A 17,385-nucleotide genomic window follows, 5' to 3' on the forward strand; every position below is an offset into this window, starting at 1 on the left:
ATCAGTTCCCGGATTCGTGATGGGCAAGCGGGCGCGCCGAGCGCGCCATGAATTTGCGGCCCACGATCAGATCGACGACTTCCTGAAGGTTCGTGTCCTGGATCGCACGATCAGCGATGTTCTGGCCTTCGTACATCACGCTGATGCGGTCGCACACGAGAAACAGGTCTTGCAGGCGATGGCTGATCAGGATCACGCTGACGCCGCGTGCGCTGACGGCGCGCACGATTTCGAGCACGGCTTCGACCTCGGCAACAGCAAGCGCCGCGGTGGGCTCGTCCATGATGAGCACTTTCGGATTGAACGAAATCGCGCGCGAAATGGCGATGGCCTGACGTTGTCCGCCCGATAGGTTTTCGACGTCGAGTCGGGTATCCGGAATCCGGATGCCGAGGCCTTCAAGCATCTCGCGCGCCTCGCGATGCATCTTCGCGTGGTCGAGCATCGGCATGCCGCACACGCGACGCATCGGCTCGCGTCCGAGAAACAGATTGCCCGCGACATCGACGGTGTCGCACAGCGACAGGTCCTGATAGACCATCTCGATGTGATGGGCGCGCGCGTCGCCGGGGTCGTTGAAGTGCACGAGCCGGCCGTCGATTTCGATGGTGCCGCTATCGGGAATCACCGCACCCGACAGCACTTTGGACACGGTCGACTTGCCCGCGCCGTTGTCGCCGACGAGTCCGAGCACCTCGCCCGGTGCGACCTCGAGATTGACGCCCTTGAGCGACTGGATGGCACCGTAGCGTTTGGCGATATCGCGCATGCGCACGCGCGGCGCGACGCCGGCTTGAGCAACTGCAGCGGGGTCTGCGGGTGTGACAACCTGATTCATCGGTTCCTCCGGCAAGACGTGTGCATGCGTGCAATACGTCATACGGCGTGCAACACGGACATCCCTATCCGCGGACGCGCCGGCATGATCGCTGGCCCGTCCGCTGAAACTCGGCTTACTTGAACACGCTGCGGTACTTCCCGACGTTGGCCTTCGTGACGATCGTGACCGGCACCGAGATATTCTTCTCGACAGGCTGTTTGGCGATCAGCTTGAGCGCGGCGCCGACGGCAGCCTTGCCTTCGCCTTCGGGATCCTGCTGCACGACGGCGGCCACGAACCCTTGATCGATACCCTTGATGGCTGCCGCGCTGAGGTCCCAGCCGAAGATCTTGACCTTGTCCGTCGCACCTTGCGCCGATACGGCTGCGACCAGACCGATCAGGGCGGGTTCCCCGGTGGCATAGACCACCTTCATCTCCGGATTGCCCGAGATCAGGTTTTCAGCCGCGGTCTGCGCCTGGTCCTGCACGTTCTGTCCGTCGACGACCGAGACGACCTTGGCGCCAGGCGCCGAGGCCAGTCCGCTCTTGAAACCGTCGAGACGCACGTTCTGGATAAACGAATTGAGCGCGCCGACCACGCCCACGTCTGCTTTGCCGCCGAGCGACTTCTTGATGTAGTCGGCCGTGTACGTGCCGATATCCACGCCGACCTTCTTGTTGTCGACGCCGACCTGGACGTCGTTGTCGCCGCCGACGATGGCATCGATCGCCACCACGGGAATGCCAGCCTTTTTGGCTTCGGTGATGGCGGGCTTGATGCCGTTGACGTCGATTGCGACGACGAGAATCGCGTCGACCTTTTGCTGGATGTAGGTTTCGATCGCGTTGTTCTGCGCGTTCGGATCGTTGTTCGAATTGAAGATCGCGAGGTCAACACCGGCGGCCTTGGCGGCCTTTTGCGCGCCGTCGTCCATCTGCGTGAAGAACAGCGCCTCCTGGTTGATCTGGACCAGCGCGATTTTCTTGCCGGCGGCCTGGGCGGCGCCGGCGAAGCCGAGGATCGAGGCCAGTGCGGCGGCGGCAAAGACGGTCTTCAGGGTCTGGCGGAACTGCGGATGTGCGTTCATTGACTTCCCCTTGCGATGCGACTGGACGCCTGCGAAGGATGCTCGAATCCGTGGAAGGTCCAGTGGATGAGACTTCGGAAAAGGCGAAACCGCAGGGCTCGCCCGACGCTTGTAAACCGGTTTACACAAGTTACTGCTGTCGGCGAGGTGCTGTCAACGATTTCAAAAATCGAGCTATTTTCGCGGCGGTGCAACAGACGCGCGCTCGATCAGGCGCACGGGAAGGCGATGAACCGTGGAAGGGGCTTCACCCGCCAGACGGGCGAGCAGCATCTCGACGCCCTTGCGCCCGAGATCGCGCGCGGACTGGCGGAGCGTCGAAATCGGCGGCATCAGCAGGCTGGTGAATTCCATGTCGTCGAAGCCGACGATCGACATGTCGCGGGGGACTTCGATGCCGCGGTCGCGGAGTGCCTCGAGCATGCCGACCGCGAGGTAGTCGCTCGACGCAAAGATCGCCGTGGGCGCGTCGGCGAGGGCGAGCAGTTCGCACAGCGCGGCTTCGCCGAAGTGGCGTTCATAGGAGCCGAAGCGGACGAGGTCGGGGTCGAACGGAAGATTGGCTTCGGACAATGCGCGCCGATAGCCTTCGAAACGTTCCTGCACGGTGAACAGTGTCTGCGGCCCTGACACATGCCCGATGCGTGTGTGGCCCGCGCGAATCAGGTGCCGCGTCGCGAGATAGCCGCCTTGTACGTTATCGACGAAGACCTTGGGCACGTCGGTGCCCGGAATGTCTTCATCGATCAGCACGATGTTGCGTCGCTTGCCGATCAGCTCGCGAAGAGAGCCGTCATCGGGGCGATTCGAAACCAGGATCAGGCCGTCGAGATGTTGAGTGTCGAGCCAGCTCAGGTAGAGCGACTCGCGCTTGAGTTCGTTACGCGTGATGCACAGCGAGAGACCGAAGCCGCGCTCCGATGCGGCGAGTTCGACCTCGTCCGCGATCTCGGCGAAGAACGGGTTGGCGACGTCGGGCATCGCGAGGCCGATGGTCTCGCTGCTCCCAAGGCTCAGGCGGCGCGCGAGACTGTTCTGACGGTAGTTCAGTTCGACGATGGCCGCGTCGATGCGTTGCGCGGTGTCGGGGGGCAGGGTGAGGCTGCCGTTCAGATACCGAGACACCGTCGCCTTCGACACGTTGGCATGCTCGGCTACGTCGCGAATCGTCGACGTCTTGGCCACGGAATGAGCCCTTGAATTTCGAAAGGCTCAGTGTAGCGCGAAAGGTTCGGCCCGAACGGTGCTCGATCGGGCCCGCCTCAGGCTGCGTTTAGAAATTCACTTCGTACGTGATGAATCGAACCGCGACACGATTGAGAATAATCGCGGTCGCCGCGAGCAGCGCGGGCACCGCCAGAATCGAGAACACGACGCTGAACTGATAGCCCATCGACAGCAGCACACCGCCGACGAGCGAGCCGAGAATGCCGCCGCATCGACCGATTCCGAGCATCCAGCTCACACCGGTGGCACGTACGCGCGTCGGATAGTAGGTCGGGGCAAGTGCGTTGAGGCCGGTCTGTGCGCCGCTCATAAAGAACCCGGCGGTGGTCACGAGCAGCGGCAGCCAGTCAGAGCTCAACGTACCTGCACCGAGCGCGAAGATAAAGATGCCACCGAGCACATAGGCGATGCCGATCACGGCGTTGCGATCGAGACGGTCCATCGCGAAGCCCACGAGAATCGCACCGACCGTGCCGCCGATCTGGAACATGGCCGTGATCGATGCCGCCTTTTCGATCGGGTAGCCCGCATCCTTGATCAGCGTCGGCAGCCAGCCCGTGAGCAGATAAATGATCAGAAGACCCATGAAATAGGTGGTCCAGAGCATCAGCGTGCCGAAGGCATAGCCGTCGCTGAACAGCACGCGAACGGGGGCCTTGCCGCCCGTGTCCGGCTCAGTCGTCGTGAAGGTGGTGTTCGCATCGAACCGGCTGCCGCACACGCGATTGAGCAGTTTCGAGACTTGCGCTGCCGGACGCTGACGTGCGACGAGAAAGCGCGCCGATTCAGGCAACAGCCAGATCAGGAACGGCACGCCGATGAGCGGCAGAATCCCGCCGATAAAGAGCACGCCGCGCCAGCCGTGCACGCTGATGATCGACGACGCGATAAAGCCCGCGAGGCCCGAGCCAAGATTGAATCCCGTGAACATGATCGTCACGAGCAGCGAACGCACGCGCGTGGGAATGTATTCCGAGAGCAGCGTGGTCGAATTCGGCATCGCCGCTCCCAGACCGAGTCCGGTCAGAAAGCGCAGGGTCATCAGTTGCGTCGGCGTCTGGGCAAACGAGCAGCAGACGCTGAACAGGCCGAACAGAAATACCGAGCCGATCAGCACGCGCTTGCGACCTACGCGATCCGCATACGGACCGGCGACGAGCGCACCGACCGCAAGGCCGAACATCGCCGCGCTCATGACGGGACCAAAGGCTGCACGCGAGATCTGCCACTCATGCATCAGCGACGGCGCGACAAAGCCCATGATGGCCGTGTCGATGCCATCGAGCATCACGATAAAAAAGCAGAGGGCGAGGACGAGCCACTGATAACCCTTGACGGGGCGCTCGTCGATATACGACTTGATGTTGATGGCGGGGGATGTCATGTCTGTCTCCTGTGCCGGTATGCCTTGAGGCATCCGGCTTGATTTATGTCCGTACGGGGCGGTGTACGTATTCGGGTGCTGGATCGCGGACGTCTTTCGACGACCGGTCAACGAGCCGGCATGCGCCGCCTGCCGATCGGCTCGCGGCGTTGTTCGATACCGATGCGTCGTCGTTGGCGCGGCCTTACACCGCGGTCGGTACGCGTCGAGTCTTGAGAAACGCCTCGAGCGTCTCGCCACGCATCGACGCATACACACCGAGATTCGTGATGCCCACGACACGCGCGAATTTCTCGAGCACGAAAAAGCAGACGCCGTACTGAATGAGCCCAAGCCAGTCGGCGGCATCGACGAGCCGCCGCTCTTCTTCGGTCAGCCGCGCCTCGTCATAGGCGGCCGAGCGATTCGCCAGCCATGCGTCGCGCGATGCCTTCTCGCGCAGTCGCCAGAAAAAGCGATTGAGGCGGATACATTTGATGCTTTGCTTCACATCGAACGGATAGGTACCGGGCAGGTCTTCGAGACCTTCAAGCTGCGGATTCATGCTGCGACCTCCTTCGCCTCGGCGGCCTCGTAGATCGTGACGGCCATGGCGGTGCTCGTAGCAAGGTAGTAGTTGCGATGCATTTCCTGAATGGCACCGCCGAGCGCGCCGCGCATGGCGAGCCACATGATGACTTCGACGCCTTCGGCGCCGCCGCGGCGGATGTAGTCCGCGTGCTTCATGCGTGCGAGGGCTTCAGGATCGTTGACGATCAGGTCGAGGAACGTCATGTCCCACGATTCATCGTTGAAGCCCGAGCGTTCGCCGTGCACCTGGTGCGACAAACCACCCGTGCCGACGACCACGACCTTGAGATCTTCGGGGAAGCTCTCGATCGCGCGGCGAATCGCCTGGCCGAGCTTGTAGCAGCGTGCCGCGGTGGGCAGCGGATACTGGAGCACATTGATCTCGAATGGAATCAGTGCGCCGGGCCATCCGCCGTCGTGCGGCCAGAGCAGGCCGAGCGGCGAATTGATGCCGTGATCGAGCGGACGCTCCTGAAACACAGTGAGATCGAACTCGTCGTTGACGAGGCAGTCGACCATATGCGCCGCCAGTTCCGGGTGACCTGCGATCGGCGGTAGCGGGCGAGGGCCCGCACCTTCGTCGGCAAAGTCGTGAGTCGGGCTGACGCCGAGTGCGAACGTCGGGTAGCAATCGAAAAAGAAGCTATTCGCGTGGTCGTTGTAGAACATCAGCAGCACGTCGGGCTGCTTGTCCGCGAGCCATTTCGCAACCGGCTTATAGCCGTCGAAGAGCGGCGCCCATGCCGGATCGTTCTGTTTGCCCTTGTCGTACGCCACGCCAATCGTTGGCACATGCGACGTGCCGATTCCACCAATAATCCTTGCCATTGCTGCGTTCCTGCTGGCCGTTGTCCATGGATCCGAATATAGAGAGGTTGGCGGGGTACGGGTAGGGGGCGAGGGGAGGCGTTTTGGCAGATCGATCAGTAAAACTGCTAATGCCGCCGTGGGAGATGTCAGGACAATGTTTGCCTGTGCTGCATCTTCGTCTGCTTGGGAAAAATTATGTAAGTCGTTGAAAAGTAAAAATTAAATTGATCGACTGGAAGGAAGGATATTGAGTTGATCGTTCATTGACGGGCGCGCCGCAGGTCACAATTTCCTGCGTTGGCCTGGATCCGCCGATAAGAAAAACAGAACGCTCTTGCATGAGTTGGCAAGGCTGTCCGGAGTGGAGTGCGGCGCCGACCCGACAGTGATGCCGCAGCGTTTGATTACACGGCCCAGGCGTCGCTACACTCAAGGCAAATCGGGCACTTCAGGTTGCGCAGCGCCATGAAAGCACGGAAAGAACGAGACAACGGGACATTGACCCTTTTGAGCCTTGCGCATCTCAAGGTGTTTTTGCACGTGATCGAAACGGGCAGCGCGTCGCTCGCGGCCAAGCAGGTCTTCAAGGCGCAATCGGCGGTGAGCCGCGCTCTCAACGAGCTCGAGCACATGCTCGGCGCGCCGTTGTTCGAACGTACGCCTTCGGGCATGTTGCCCACGGCCAGTGGCCGCTGCGTCGCCGAACGTGCGCAGCGTGTGTTTAACGAGCTTCAGACGCTCACACGCCTGTTGATCCCCAAAGCACAGGCAGGGCCGGCGCAGGCGACGCTTGGCGTGGCGTCGTGTCTGCTCAATACGCGGCGCCTTGAGATCTTCGTGGGGCTCGCCCGCGACCGGCATATGCCGACCACCGCGCGTGCCTTCGACGTGAGCCAGCCGGCGATCAGCATCGCGATTCGCGCACTCGAGTCGGGGGCGGGGTCACCGTTGTTTTACCGAAGCGGCCGCGGGCTGTCGCTGACAGCGAACGGGGACACCTGCGCGCTCTATGTGCAGCGCGCCCTCAATGAGCTGCGCCGGATCCCGGAAGACCTTGCTGCGCTGCACGGTACGGTGCTCGGCGTCGTGCATGTCGGCGCGTTGCCGCTCGGGCGTGCGTTTGCCCTGCCGGAAGCGATTGCGCGGCTTAGCCGCGAACACCCGGGCATCATGATCGTGACCGACGAAAGCGCGTACGAGTTGCTTTGCGCGAAGCTTCGTTCAGGAGACATCGACTTTATTCTTGGAGCATTGCGCGAACCGGCTGCCGATAGCGGACTCGTCGTCGAATCGCTGTGGATCGAGGATATGGTTGTGCTGGCCCGTCGCGGCCATCCGCTTGCGGCGAAGGCCTCACTCAAGCTGAGTCAGACAACGGGCGAGCAGTGGATCCTGCCGCGCGTTCATGCACCGGCGCGGCGGATTCTCGAACGCCTGTTTGCGGCGAAGGGCCTCGATATCCCGCCTGCTGCGGTCGAAACCGCCGATCTCGCGATCATTCGCGGTGTGCTGACCCGCTCGAATATGCTCGCTGCGCTGTCGGCTCACCAACTTGGCCACGAGATCGAATCGGGCGATATCGTTCGTCTCGCGCTTCATTTGCCGCGCACGGAACGCAAGATTGGTCTGACGCTGCGTGCCGATTCGGTGCCCGCGCCGGCTGTGCGGCTGCTGCTCGAGACCATACGCGCCGTTGTCGCCGATATGCGCGAAGACGAGGCGGGGCGGACCATCGAGCCTCTCGACGAAGAGGCGCAATAAGTAAAACGGAACGGTACTCGCACAGATTGCGTAGGCTCGCGCCCCGCTCTGGCACCTAGAATCGAGTGATATCCGCATCCCTACGCGGAACATGACGCGGAACATCCGGAGGCCCATCAGGCATGCGAAATACGTCTGTGCATCGTCAGACCCGCATTCGATGCATGTTGATGCGAGGCGGCACATCGAAGGGCGCCGTGTTCCTGGCGTCCGATCTGCCTGCCGACCAGGCCGAGCTGGATCGCGTGTTGCTCGCCGTGATGGGTTCGCCCGACCGACGCCAGATCGACGGCGTCGGTGGTGCGGATCCGCTGACGAGCAAGGTCGCCATCGTCTCGCCGTCGAAGCACGCAGATGCCGATGTCGACTATCTGTTCGCTCAGGTGGTCGTTGACGAGGCGCGTGTCGATTACGGGCAGAACTGCGGAAACATGCTCGCCGCGGTCGGTCCGTTCGCGATCGAGCGCGGTCTCGTGCCCGCGCAATCCGGGCAGACGCGCGTTGCGATACATATGGTCAACACGCAGCAAATCGCCATCGCCACCGTACCGACCCCCGGGGGCTACGTCGAATACGAAGGCGATGCGCGTATCGACGGCGTGCCGGGTACGGCCGCGCCCATCGCATTGAGCTTTCGCGACACGGCGGGCTCCACGTGTGGCGCCTTGTTACCGACCGGATCGCTGATCGACGAGATCGATGGCGTTCGCGTGACATGCATCGACAACGGCATGCCACTTGTCTTGCTGCGTGCGCGCGATCTGGATCGGTCGGGCTACGAAACGCGCGAACAGCTCGATGCTGATGCGACGCTCAAAGCGCGTGTCGAGTCGATCCGTCTGAAGGCAGGCCCGATGATGAACCTGGGCGACGTCGCCGAGCGAACCGTTCCGAAAATGTGTCTGATCTCGGAACCGTTACATGATCAGGTGGGCGTGACAATCAATACACGGTCATTCATTCCACATCGATGCCATGCGTCGATCGGCGTGCTCGGTGCGGTAAGCGTTGCCACGGCGGCCGTCATGGCGGGCACCGTATGCGATGGCATTGCCCGCGTGCCGCCGGGTGCGCGCAAACGCGTCTCGGTCGGACATCCGACCGGCGAGTTCACCGTCGAGTTGCAGGTCAGTGAAAACGCTGCAGGCGATGTCGAAGTTACCGATGCCGCGCTGCTGCGCACCGCGCGCTGGTTGTTCGACGGCGAGGTGGGCATTCCATCATCGGTGTGGCAGAACACAGGTGTTGAGCAAGCTCAGGATGTGCAGCAGGCTGGCCACGTTGATGGCCCGCTTTCATCTGAACATTCGGGATCGCAAGCGCCCATGCGGGTTTGACTACGACAGCGGTGCGCAGGTAACCAAGCGGAAGGAAAGCGGAACAAGGGTCGCATGATTGCGGCCCTCTTTTTTTCCAAAGCGTTGCCGATAACAAGGCGGGTGGACACAACACGCAATCAAGCCACTTGCTGAGCCCTGGAAATGCATGAGTCGAAGATACACACGGTTTTGGACCTGACCCGTGACGACTCGAGGGCATTCGACACACCTTTAGAGAATGGACGATGAGGAAACTGGTTTTTGCAGTGGTCGCGGGCCTGGCGTGCACCGTGGGGTCGGTGGCGCAAGCACACGAAATTTACGGCGGCGTAGGGACTGACGGTATCGGTATCGGTTATGCCTACTCGGTGACGTCGTTTGCGAACGTACGCGCGGAATTCGACGGGTTCAGCGTGTCGCATTCGTTCACGTCGGGCGACGTCAACTACGACGCGAAGCTCAATCTGTATCACGGCGGGTTGTTTGTCGACCTGTTCCCGGCGCCATCGATCGTGCCGTTCCATGTGACAGCGGGCGTGCTGCTCGGCGGCGACAACATCGACGCCGATGCAAACCCGATGTCGGGCACGTACACGATCAACGGCGTGACCGTGAACGCCAATGGCGAGACGATCCACGCGAAGGCGAAATTCCCGACGGCGCGTCCGTACGTGGGCTTCGGCTTCGGTCACAGCCCGCAATCGAAGGGCCTGTCTGCATTCTTCGACGCAGGCGTCGCGTTCGGCCGTCCGCATGTGGACTACGACGTGCCCTCCGACATCGTCGCGGCTGCAGGTCAGGCCAACGTCAATGCGGAAGAAGCGAGCCTGCAGGACAAGGTCGACCGTCTGCGTGTTTATCCGATCGTGAAGGTGGGTGTGACGTATCGGTTTTGAGGCACGTCGGTAGAAGCGACGCAAGAAAACGGATGACGACAGATGTGTCATCCGTTTTTCTTTTAGCGAATCAAAATCTAGAAGTTCAGCTCCATTAGTTCGGCTGCGGTGAGCTCGCGCACGCGAGATCTGCGTTCGCGCATTGCGAGGGCCGCAAGTGCGGGATCCTTTTCAGAATAGAGAAGTCCGAGCGACATGCCGGGCGCGATGGCGTCGAGGTATCGCATTATTTGACCGATCGCTGCGCCAGGATCGCCATGTTCGATGCGGTAGGCTGTGTTTCGCGACAGGCCGGCACGAAGCGCAGCTTCGCTCTGCTTTACGCTGCGTGCGATTCGCAAGCGTGCCAGCAATGCGCCGAGACGTTTGCTTTCGTCAAGAAGTCGTGGTGAGAGGGCGGCAGCTTGGTTGACTTTCATGCTCGTTAAATCGTTCGCCAATTGATTTGCGCTCGATTTAACGAGCAGTTCAAGCAGTCTAGACGCAATGGCCGCCCGGATCCGTGCCGTCACCGCCTTTTCCACCGTTAATCAGGCGGCGTGAGCGTTTTTTGAAAAGCTCCGCGCGTTCAACCCAACGAAACCCGCTGCCCCGTTTTCGTCGACTGCTCGACCGCGTCGAGCAGCTCGTGCATGCGCACGGCGTCGTCGAAGGTCGGGGCGGTCTTTGTGCCGTTCGCGACGTCGGCGGCATAGGCGGCGTAGAGCTCCGCGAGTTCGAGCACCGCGGAAGGCAGGTCGGATTCGGGAAGCACGTCGTAAGACGACGGCACGAGCATCGGCTCCAGCGGAAGGTTGTCGCCGTGTGCGCCTTCGATCTGGTAGTCGTCGCCCACATCGCCGAATGCCGATGTGTTCGTGATGCGCAGATCGCCTTCGTCGCCCGTGATATCGATCTGCACACCCGAGCCGTTGCGCTTGCCGCCTTCGATATGCACCGAAACCACCGCGTCATTCGCGAGGTGGCCAACCATTACGAGCTGATCAGGTGCCGTCGAATCGAAGACTTCGCCGGTTTCCTTGATCGTGACCTTCGGAAATTGACTGATGCTGAGTGCCGACACGTCGAGCGGCCAGCCTGTTGCTTCGAAGAGCATGTCGAGGAAGTGTCCCGCATAGATGGCGACAACGCTCGAGAAGTTTTCTTCCGGAATGGTCCAGCGCAACGCGTTGTGACGCAGCGCCTGGAAGTAGTTCATGCTCACGTGAATCCGTACCGAGCGCAGCTTGCCGACAAAGCCTTGTGCCAGCAGATCGCGCAGATACCGGTTGTGCGGAGCAAGACGTCGTTGAAGCCCCACGACGTGACGCAATCCGCGGGCGTTGGCCGCTTCGATCAACGAACGCGACGTCGCAGTGCTGGTGGTCAGCGGCCACTCCGAATACACATGCTTGCCCGCGGCGATTGCGGCGCGAATGCCTTCCTCATGCTGAGGCGCGGTCGTCAGCACGATGACCAGATCGATATCCGGATGATTGACGAGCTCATCGAGAGAGTCCGCGACGAATTTGAATCCCAGTTCTTTGGCGGCCTGCGTTGCCGCCTCCTTGCGTTGGCTATAGATGCCCGTGAGTTCGTATTGCGGGAGCAGCTTCAGCACGCGGACGTGTCCGTGACGAGCCCAATTTCCAATCCCAACAATGCCGACACGAATGGGTGACGACGCCGGTGTCTGTGTGGACGTGACCATGATTGCGCAACCTTCAAGTAGATGGCTAAAGCGCGATGGCGACCCTTCGTCATCGCTGTGCCGTAGCACGTTGCGCGAAGACTAGCCCACGGCAAGGGGAATGAAATTCCCCGTTGACGGTCTGCGTGGGCGCTCAACGCGTCGTACTCTTCACGGGCCTTAGCAAGCGGCCTCCGCAGGCTTTCGGCGACGACTTTTCATCGGCGCGTCGACTATTCATGAAAACGCACTAGTCCTGTAAGCGGCCTTGGATGGTGATAGGCGGCTATGGGCAGGGTGGCCAGGGTGGCTGGCGCCAAGAGGGTGGCGAAGGGTCGCTAAGGATGGCCATAACTGGCCATCGGTGCCTATCGGCGGACTGGATTTACAGGCTGGCATTGGGCGGACCAGCGGTCCGCCGAGCTTGAGACGTTTGAGCATGAAATGGCGCTGATATCGCATTCCGGCATCAAAACTCGCGCCGTATCGTGCATACATGGAGCGGCGCAGTGCAGTGGAGCGGGCGATATACCCCGCAGAAGAATTTCGCGCTGAAGCGTAACGCGCGCGCCGCATGGACACGGTGTATGACTACGGAGTGAATCATGCAGAACGCTGAACAATTCGAGTACGTATTTCTGGGTGGCGGCAAAGGCGGCAAGTCGCTTGCAACGGAACTGGCCAAGGCAGGCAAGCGCGTCGCGGTGATCGAACGCGGCATGATCGGCGGCTCGTGTATCAACGTCGCGTGTATTCCGACAAAGGCATTGATCCGCAGCGCACGTGTCGCGCATGCGATCAATGAAGCGGCGGCGTACGGGATCGAGGTCGGTCCGGCGCGCGTCAACATGAAGCAGGTGCGCGATCGCGTCCAGGGTGTTGTGGACGGCATGGTCGAACTCAATCTCAACGGCTTCAAGGCAGCCGGCTTCGATCTCGTGCTCGGTAATGGCCGCTTTATCGCACCGCGTACGCTCGAAGTTCAGCTCAACAATGGTGGTACACGCGTGATCCAGGGCGATCGCGTATATATCAACACCGGCACCCACGCTGCGGTGCCGCCAGTTCCGGGTTTGCGCGAATCCGACCCGCTGACCCACGTCGAAGCGCTGCAAATCGAAGATGTCCCTTCGCATCTGATCGTGATCGGCGGTGGCTATATCGGCCTTGAAATGGCACAGGCCGTGCATCGCCTGGGCGCGCGTGTCACGGTCCTGCAACGCGAGTCGCGCGTTGCGGTCCGCGAAGATGCCGATGTGAGCCAGGCGATTGCGGATTCGCTCAAGGAAGACGGTATCGATATCCGTACGAACGTCGATATCGTGTGGGTGGCCGGGCGCTCAGGTCAGTCGGTGACGGTGACGCTGGGCGACGGAAAGACGATTGAAGCGTCGCATATTCTCGTTGCAACGGGTCGCGTACCGAATACCAAGGACATCGGTCTGGATATCGCAGGTGTTGAGGTGGATCAGCGCGGCATCATCAAGGTCGACGACAAGCTTCAGACGTCTGCGACGAATGTCTATGCGATCGGTGAAGTCGCCGGCACGCCGATGTTCACGCATGCCTCGTTCGACGACTATCGTGTGCTGAGTTCGCAGCTCAAGGGCGGATCGAAGACGACACGCGGGCGCGATATCCCGTATGCGATGTTCATCGAACCGGAACTGAGCCGCGTTGGACTCAACGAAACCGAAGCCGCGCAAAAGGGCATTGCGGTGCGCGTGGCCACACTGCCGATGAAGGCGGTGCCGCGTGCGCGGACGAACTCGGATACCCGTGGCTTTATGAAGGTGCTGGTCGCCGCCGATTCGGATGAGATTCTCGGCTTCACCATGCTGGGTAGCGAAGCGGGTGAAATCGTGTCGACGGTGCAGATCGCCATGCTCGGCAAGGTGCCGTACACCGTACTGCGTGATGCGCCGATCGCACACCCGACGCTGACCGAAGGGCTCAACTTGCTGCTCGCGCTAGTCCCGGCACGTCAGACTCAGACTGCGGAGAAGGACGCCGCAGTCACGAAGTAAGCTAGTCCACCGACGCGAGCGAGAACCAGATCTTGTCGACAAGTTCGGCGCGGTTCAGGGCATCACGATACAAGCGGACTTCGAGGTCGACGGTGTGGGATGCATCGCCGGCCTCGACGAGCGTGCCTGTCGCCAGTTCGTGCTTGACGGAGCTGCGCGGCAGCCACGCGAGTGCCGCGCCATTCAGCACGAATCGCTTGAGCACTTCATCCGATTCGGATTCGTACTGTGGCTGGAGCGACGACAACAGGCTGCTGTTCGAGAACTGCGTTTCGAGGCTGCGGCTGAAGTACGCGCTCTTCGCATACGCGGCATAGGGCAGCGAGGCGCGATTGGCCGACGTCAGCCGGTAAAGCGGAGATCCGTCCGATGAAGGCTTGCTGACGGGAAGCAAGGCATCGCGTCCGACGAGCAGTCCCGGGTAGCGCGCGGCATCGAGCTGGATCGGCGTCGGGGTGTGCAGATACGTGAGTAGCAAATCGCTATTGCGGCTCACCAGCGAAGCGACGGCGTCATGCAGCGACGAGGGCACGACGCGTGCACGGACATCGCCATTCCGTACGCGCAACGACTGAAGCCAGTCTGGCAGAAAGTGAACAGATGCGGCCTGATCGGCGGCGATCTGTAGCGCATGGCCGGTCATGCGTTGCTGCTTGCGCACGACGGTGCGTGCGTCGTGCAGCCGTTCAAGCAGATCTTCGGCGAGGTCCTCGAATACGCTGCCTGCGCTGGTCAGCACAGGAGGAAACGTGCTTCGATCGAATAACTCGGCGCCAAACCACGTTTCCAGCGATTGAATGCGGCGACTAAAGCCTGATTGGGTGACGCGTCGCGCCTCGGCGGCGCGGGAAAAGCTCTTGTACTGAACGAGGGCCAGAAAGTCCTCGATCCATTTCACTTCCATGATTCTCTCCGCGGATACTGATCGGTAGCGCGTGGCGACCGAAACCCTGTGTATCCATGCCAATGACGGATGCGCGTGGAGCGCGGCCGTGATCCAGATACGCGCTACGCAGTCGAGCGCTGGCTTTGAGGGTAGATGAGATTTTATTTACATTTGGCTTGCGCGAGTAGCTGCGTCATGTCGAAAACACTGTTCGTTCGCTCGCATCCCCATCGCTGATCGAGATTATTGCACTGGCTCCATTCGTGCATATGCACGTGCGGCTTCGTTTAGCGATACGAAGGAACGTGCCGTGGGTATAGGGGTTGCCGATCCATATGCATCGGTGGTGCGCACGCGTCAGTGCTGTATATGCAAGCCGGTTGGCTTCGTCGCGCTGCATATCGTCATAGCTGCGCTCGATGCCTGCTGCGCGGTAAAACGTTTCGCGAAGAGCATGCGTACCCGATGGCGCGCAATCGCCGACCAGCACAACTGTATTTGCCGTGAATGCGGACATTTGCGCCCAGGTTGCGAATGCAATCTGTTCTCTCGGAGTCGTGCCGAAAGCACGTCTCAGCGCGGTGAAGACGGGTTCGTCGAGTGCGTGGGCCAGAACGAGAATCGCCGAATGATGACTCGCCTGCTCACTATGCGGGATTGAGGAAATCTGACCGGCGTCCTGGTGTCGTTGCTCCGCTCGATTGCGCAGTGCGCGCACGATATCGATGGCTTCTGAGGGGGCGCAGCGTTCGACCAGCAAGAACGGTTTTGCTTTGTCACGCGCACGTCCACGTCGGGTCGGGTCGATCTCACGAAGATTGCCATCGGGCGTGCGTGCGTTGTCGATGGATGCTGGCGCCGAAATCAGCGTCGCGCGCTGGGCAGGAAGTGTGTTGCGGCGTTGCGCACCCGTCAGCGCTCGCGCCGTATCGACAATGCGCGCGTCGTGTTGGAACAGCGTCTCGAAGAGGTCGTCGCGTCGACACACGCCAGGGTAGACGTTCTCGAATTGCTCGATCAACGTGACGCTTGCGCCTTGCGCGCCAAAGCCACCCTGAGACGGATCGGCGACGACATGCAACGACGGTGCATCGTCCGCCGATCCAATGACCGCAAGACGTTCATGCATGCTGCGGATCCAACGTGCAGCAAGCGGGGAAAGGTGTTCGGCGTTGTCGATGAACACATGCTGCATGCAACGCAGTGCCTGAGGCGTCAGACGATCGAGCCATTCCCCTCGTGTGGCGAGTTTGCGCATGAGTCGCGGAGCCGACTCGATATTGTCGCGATCGAAAGCGTCGTACAGCGCGGTGAAAAACCGCGAAGTCGCGGTGCCGAGCGGTGTGTCGCCCGGGATATCCCGTGGGTCGAGATCGAGATGCTCGGCGAACGCGCCCATCTCGTAGAGCACATCGACAATCGGTTTCAGCACGTGTCCGGCGGGCGCCATCATCATGAAGGCACCGGATCCCTTGAGACGCTGTGCCGACAGGTATTTGATCTGTTGCGCGAGTTGCTGCAGCTGGCTCACCGTGTTGCAGAACAGGACGCGCACGCCGGCGAGGCCCAGCACGACGCGCGAGCGATTCCAGTTGGCGTGAGCGAGCGTCGGGCTCGATGCATCCGCTTCATCGAGAAGGCGCTCGCGGATCCGGCTGCGTGTACCAAGAAAGACGTAGGTCTGTGTGGCTTCGATCCAGCCATGCGCATGCATCGTGCGTCCGTCGATATCGATCACTGCGCGCGGATCGCGACGTTCAAAAGCTTCCACACCAGCGACCGGCCACAGTCCGGCCGAGCGCCAGTCGCGTTCGATGCGGTCGAAGAAACGCTCATCCTCGCGTTCGACCGTGTCGATTCGCGACATCGCTTCGATCACCTCTGCGTCGTCGGCTGCGAGGCACGGGGTGTTGAGCGAGGCGGTGCGCAAGGCATCGAGTGCTTCGCTGAGCACGGGGTCGGCCGCATGATTGGCGGCAAAGAGCTTGTTGAGCCATGCGCGCTGTGCGTCGCTGAGTTCTGGGTACAGCCCCGGCAGGGCATTCGCGGCGAGTTCGGCTGGCGTGAGACCGAACACGTGGGTCTGAGGTGCGGGCGCATCGATCGTTGCAATCGTTTCGATCGGTTCGATCGTCTCGGTGGAGGTACCGAGCAATTCGAACAGGCGCGCGCCCGGGCGCAGCAGACCGCGCGACAGTTCGAGCGCCTTGGACTGGTACGAGCGTACGACGGCGTGCTCCAGATACGCTCTGTCAGCGACATCAGCGACATCAGCGACATCAGCGACATCAGCAACGGCAGTGACATCACCGACATCACCGACATCCGTGGCATCACCCGCATCGTTTGCGTCGCGCGGCATGATGCGCCTGCGCGCGGCCTCGTTGCCTAGCGTGTGCGCAAGCGATTGGCGCAGCTCGCGCGTGGGTGCGAGCATCGACATGGTGCTCGCTTCGTATCCATATGCCTCGCGCAGAACGAGCGCGCGGCGCGCGAGCGTGAGTGACTTTCCTGTTCCGGCTCCGCCCGTTGCGATCAACGCACTCGCAGCGTCGAAGACGTATCGCGCCTGCGATTCGGTCATCGGACTCGGGGTATCGTAGGCCGCGAATCGATCCAGTGCGCGCGTGCGTTGGGCGGGCGTGAAGGTGAACCGGTGTCGAGCGTAGCTTGCATCCTGCGCCTTCGCGTCCGGCCCTCGATGCAGCGAGCCGTCCGAACCAAGCAAGGCACTTGAATGCTGCGCCGGCACGGCAACCGGTAAGACGGCCAATGCGGCGAAGTCGAGAACAGGGTGCGATGCGACGGAGTCGGGCGAATCCAGCACATCAGAAGAAGCGAGCGACGCGGAAGCGGTCACGTATTCGAGAAGGGCAGCCATGTGAACCAGGAACAGGAAAGAAGTCCTGAACCCGCCGTACGACGG

The 17,385-nt window shown here is 61.4% G+C and carries 14 protein-coding genes; 4 read left to right on the top strand and 10 right to left on the bottom strand.

The genetic code is table 11. From position 1 onward, the window contains the following. Nucleotide 1: 1 nt before the first annotated feature. The 6 genes from ACMFWR_RS30185 to ACMFWR_RS30210 form a co-directional block, all read right to left on the bottom strand. Nucleotides 2-838 carry an ATP-binding cassette domain-containing protein gene (locus ACMFWR_RS30185; protein ID WP_413196050.1) on the bottom strand — a complete coding sequence of 279 codons (837 nt, stop codon included), beginning with the start codon at nucleotides 836-838 and terminating at the stop codon, nucleotides 2-4. A 115-nt stretch (nucleotides 839-953) separates the two neighbouring features. Then, nucleotides 954-1,910, bottom strand: coding sequence for a substrate-binding domain-containing protein (locus ACMFWR_RS30190; RefSeq protein ID WP_413196051.1), 957 nt, complete (start codon nucleotides 1,908-1,910; stop codon nucleotides 954-956). A gap of 174 nt (nucleotides 1,911-2,084) precedes the next feature. Then, a complete protein-coding gene (locus tag ACMFWR_RS30195) occupies nucleotides 2,085-3,095 on the bottom strand; it encodes a LacI family DNA-binding transcriptional regulator (protein ID WP_413196052.1) in 1,011 nt (336 codons plus the stop codon). A gap of 88 nt (nucleotides 3,096-3,183) precedes the next feature. Next, nucleotides 3,184-4,521: an MFS transporter gene (locus tag ACMFWR_RS30200; protein WP_413196053.1), complete on the bottom strand. Its 1,338-nt coding sequence runs from the start codon at nucleotides 4,519-4,521 to the stop codon at nucleotides 3,184-3,186. 184 nt (nucleotides 4,522-4,705) lie between these two features. After that, complete coding sequence (locus ACMFWR_RS30205; protein ID WP_413196054.1) at nucleotides 4,706-5,065, bottom strand: protocatechuate 3,4-dioxygenase; 360 nt, start codon at nucleotides 5,063-5,065, stop codon at nucleotides 4,706-4,708. Then, nucleotides 5,062-5,919 (bottom strand): gallate dioxygenase, encoded by an 858-nt coding sequence (locus tag ACMFWR_RS30210; RefSeq protein WP_413196055.1) that lies wholly within the window; start codon nucleotides 5,917-5,919, stop codon nucleotides 5,062-5,064. Before ACMFWR_RS30210 ends, ACMFWR_RS30205 begins: the two co-directional genes overlap by 4 nt. A 447-nt stretch (nucleotides 5,920-6,366) precedes the next feature. Here ACMFWR_RS30210 and ACMFWR_RS30215 point away from each other — a divergent pair, with 447 nt between their 5' ends. The 3 genes from ACMFWR_RS30215 to ACMFWR_RS30225 all read left to right on the top strand — a co-directional run bounded on the left by ACMFWR_RS30215 (nucleotide 6,367) and on the right by ACMFWR_RS30225 (nucleotide 9,877). Then, nucleotides 6,367-7,662, top strand: a complete 1,296-nt coding sequence (locus tag ACMFWR_RS30215; protein WP_413196056.1) for a LysR family transcriptional regulator — start codon at nucleotides 6,367-6,369, stop codon at nucleotides 7,660-7,662. A 122-nt stretch (nucleotides 7,663-7,784) separates the two neighbouring features. Then, the gene (locus ACMFWR_RS30220; RefSeq protein ID WP_413196057.1) at nucleotides 7,785-8,999 is read left to right on the top strand and encodes a 4-oxalomesaconate tautomerase; all 1,215 of its coding nucleotides are present in this window, start codon (nucleotides 7,785-7,787) and stop codon (nucleotides 8,997-8,999) included. 227 nt (nucleotides 9,000-9,226) lie between these two features. Then, nucleotides 9,227-9,877: a hypothetical protein gene (locus ACMFWR_RS30225; RefSeq protein ID WP_413196058.1), complete on the top strand. Its 651-nt coding sequence runs from the start codon at nucleotides 9,227-9,229 to the stop codon at nucleotides 9,875-9,877. A gap of 77 nt (nucleotides 9,878-9,954) precedes the next feature. On the opposite strand, the gene ACMFWR_RS30230 is transcribed toward ACMFWR_RS30225, so the two are convergent. Together ACMFWR_RS30230 and ACMFWR_RS30235 are read right to left on the bottom strand one after the other, a co-directional pair. Beyond that, the gene (locus ACMFWR_RS30230; protein ID WP_413196059.1) at nucleotides 9,955-10,296 is read right to left on the bottom strand and encodes a helix-turn-helix domain-containing protein; all 342 of its coding nucleotides are present in this window, start codon (nucleotides 10,294-10,296) and stop codon (nucleotides 9,955-9,957) included. 149 nt (nucleotides 10,297-10,445) lie between these two features. Continuing rightward, nucleotides 10,446-11,567, bottom strand: a complete 1,122-nt coding sequence (locus tag ACMFWR_RS30235) for a Gfo/Idh/MocA family protein (protein ID WP_413196060.1) — start codon at nucleotides 11,565-11,567, stop codon at nucleotides 10,446-10,448. 584 nt (nucleotides 11,568-12,151) lie between these two features. Between ACMFWR_RS30235 and ACMFWR_RS30240 the strand changes: the two genes are divergently transcribed. Further along, on the top strand, nucleotides 12,152-13,573 hold the full coding sequence (locus ACMFWR_RS30240) for a dihydrolipoyl dehydrogenase family protein (RefSeq protein ID WP_413196061.1): 1,422 nt from the start codon (nucleotides 12,152-12,154) through the stop codon (nucleotides 13,571-13,573). Nucleotide 13,574: 1 nt separating this feature from the next. Here the strand turns inward: ACMFWR_RS30240 and ACMFWR_RS30245 are convergent, their stop codons facing one another. Together ACMFWR_RS30245 and ACMFWR_RS30250 are read right to left on the bottom strand one after the other, a co-directional pair. Continuing rightward, nucleotides 13,575-14,477, bottom strand: coding sequence for a LysR family transcriptional regulator (locus tag ACMFWR_RS30245; RefSeq protein WP_413196062.1), 903 nt, complete (start codon nucleotides 14,475-14,477; stop codon nucleotides 13,575-13,577). A gap of 175 nt (nucleotides 14,478-14,652) precedes the next feature. After that, complete coding sequence (locus ACMFWR_RS30250; RefSeq protein ID WP_413196063.1) at nucleotides 14,653-17,340, bottom strand: hypothetical protein; 2,688 nt, start codon at nucleotides 17,338-17,340, stop codon at nucleotides 14,653-14,655. Between the last annotated feature and the right edge of the window lie 45 nt (nucleotides 17,341-17,385).

It is taken from the genome of Pararobbsia alpina (assembly GCF_965118125.1).
Lineage (GTDB): Bacteria > Pseudomonadota > Gammaproteobacteria > Burkholderiales > Burkholderiaceae > Pararobbsia > Pararobbsia alpina_A.

What these genes read in the sequence shown, in the direction of transcription:
- ACMFWR_RS30185 (WP_413196050.1), bottom strand. Translation starts at nt 838, where the DNA reads ATGAATCAGGTTGTCACACCCGCAGACCCCGCTGCAGTTGCTCAAGCC.
- ACMFWR_RS30190 (WP_413196051.1), bottom strand. Translation starts at nt 1,910, where the DNA reads ATGAACGCACATCCGCAGTTCCGCCAGACCCTGAAGACCGTCTTTGCC.
- ACMFWR_RS30200 (WP_413196053.1), bottom strand. Translation starts at nt 4,521, where the DNA reads ATGACATCCCCCGCCATCAACATCAAGTCGTATATCGACGAGCGCCCC.
- ACMFWR_RS30205 (WP_413196054.1), bottom strand. Translation starts at nt 5,065, where the DNA reads ATGAATCCGCAGCTTGAAGGTCTCGAAGACCTGCCCGGTACCTATCCG.
- ACMFWR_RS30210 (WP_413196055.1), bottom strand. Translation starts at nt 5,919, where the DNA reads ATGGCAAGGATTATTGGTGGAATCGGCACGTCGCATGTGCCAACGATT.
- ACMFWR_RS30215 (WP_413196056.1), top strand. Translation starts at nt 6,367, where the DNA reads ATGAAAGCACGGAAAGAACGAGACAACGGGACATTGACCCTTTTGAGC.
- ACMFWR_RS30220 (WP_413196057.1), top strand. Translation starts at nt 7,785, where the DNA reads ATGCGAAATACGTCTGTGCATCGTCAGACCCGCATTCGATGCATGTTG.
- ACMFWR_RS30225 (WP_413196058.1), top strand. Translation starts at nt 9,227, where the DNA reads ATGAGGAAACTGGTTTTTGCAGTGGTCGCGGGCCTGGCGTGCACCGTG.
- ACMFWR_RS30230 (WP_413196059.1), bottom strand. Translation starts at nt 10,296, where the DNA reads ATGAAAGTCAACCAAGCTGCCGCCCTCTCACCACGACTTCTTGACGAA.
- ACMFWR_RS30235 (WP_413196060.1), bottom strand. Translation starts at nt 11,567, where the DNA reads ATGGTCACGTCCACACAGACACCGGCGTCGTCACCCATTCGTGTCGGC.
- ACMFWR_RS30240 (WP_413196061.1), top strand. Translation starts at nt 12,152, where the DNA reads ATGCAGAACGCTGAACAATTCGAGTACGTATTTCTGGGTGGCGGCAAA.
- ACMFWR_RS30245 (WP_413196062.1), bottom strand. Translation starts at nt 14,477, where the DNA reads ATGGAAGTGAAATGGATCGAGGACTTTCTGGCCCTCGTTCAGTACAAG.
- ACMFWR_RS30250 (WP_413196063.1), bottom strand. Translation starts at nt 17,340, where the DNA reads ATGGCTGCCCTTCTCGAATACGTGACCGCTTCCGCGTCGCTCGCTTCT.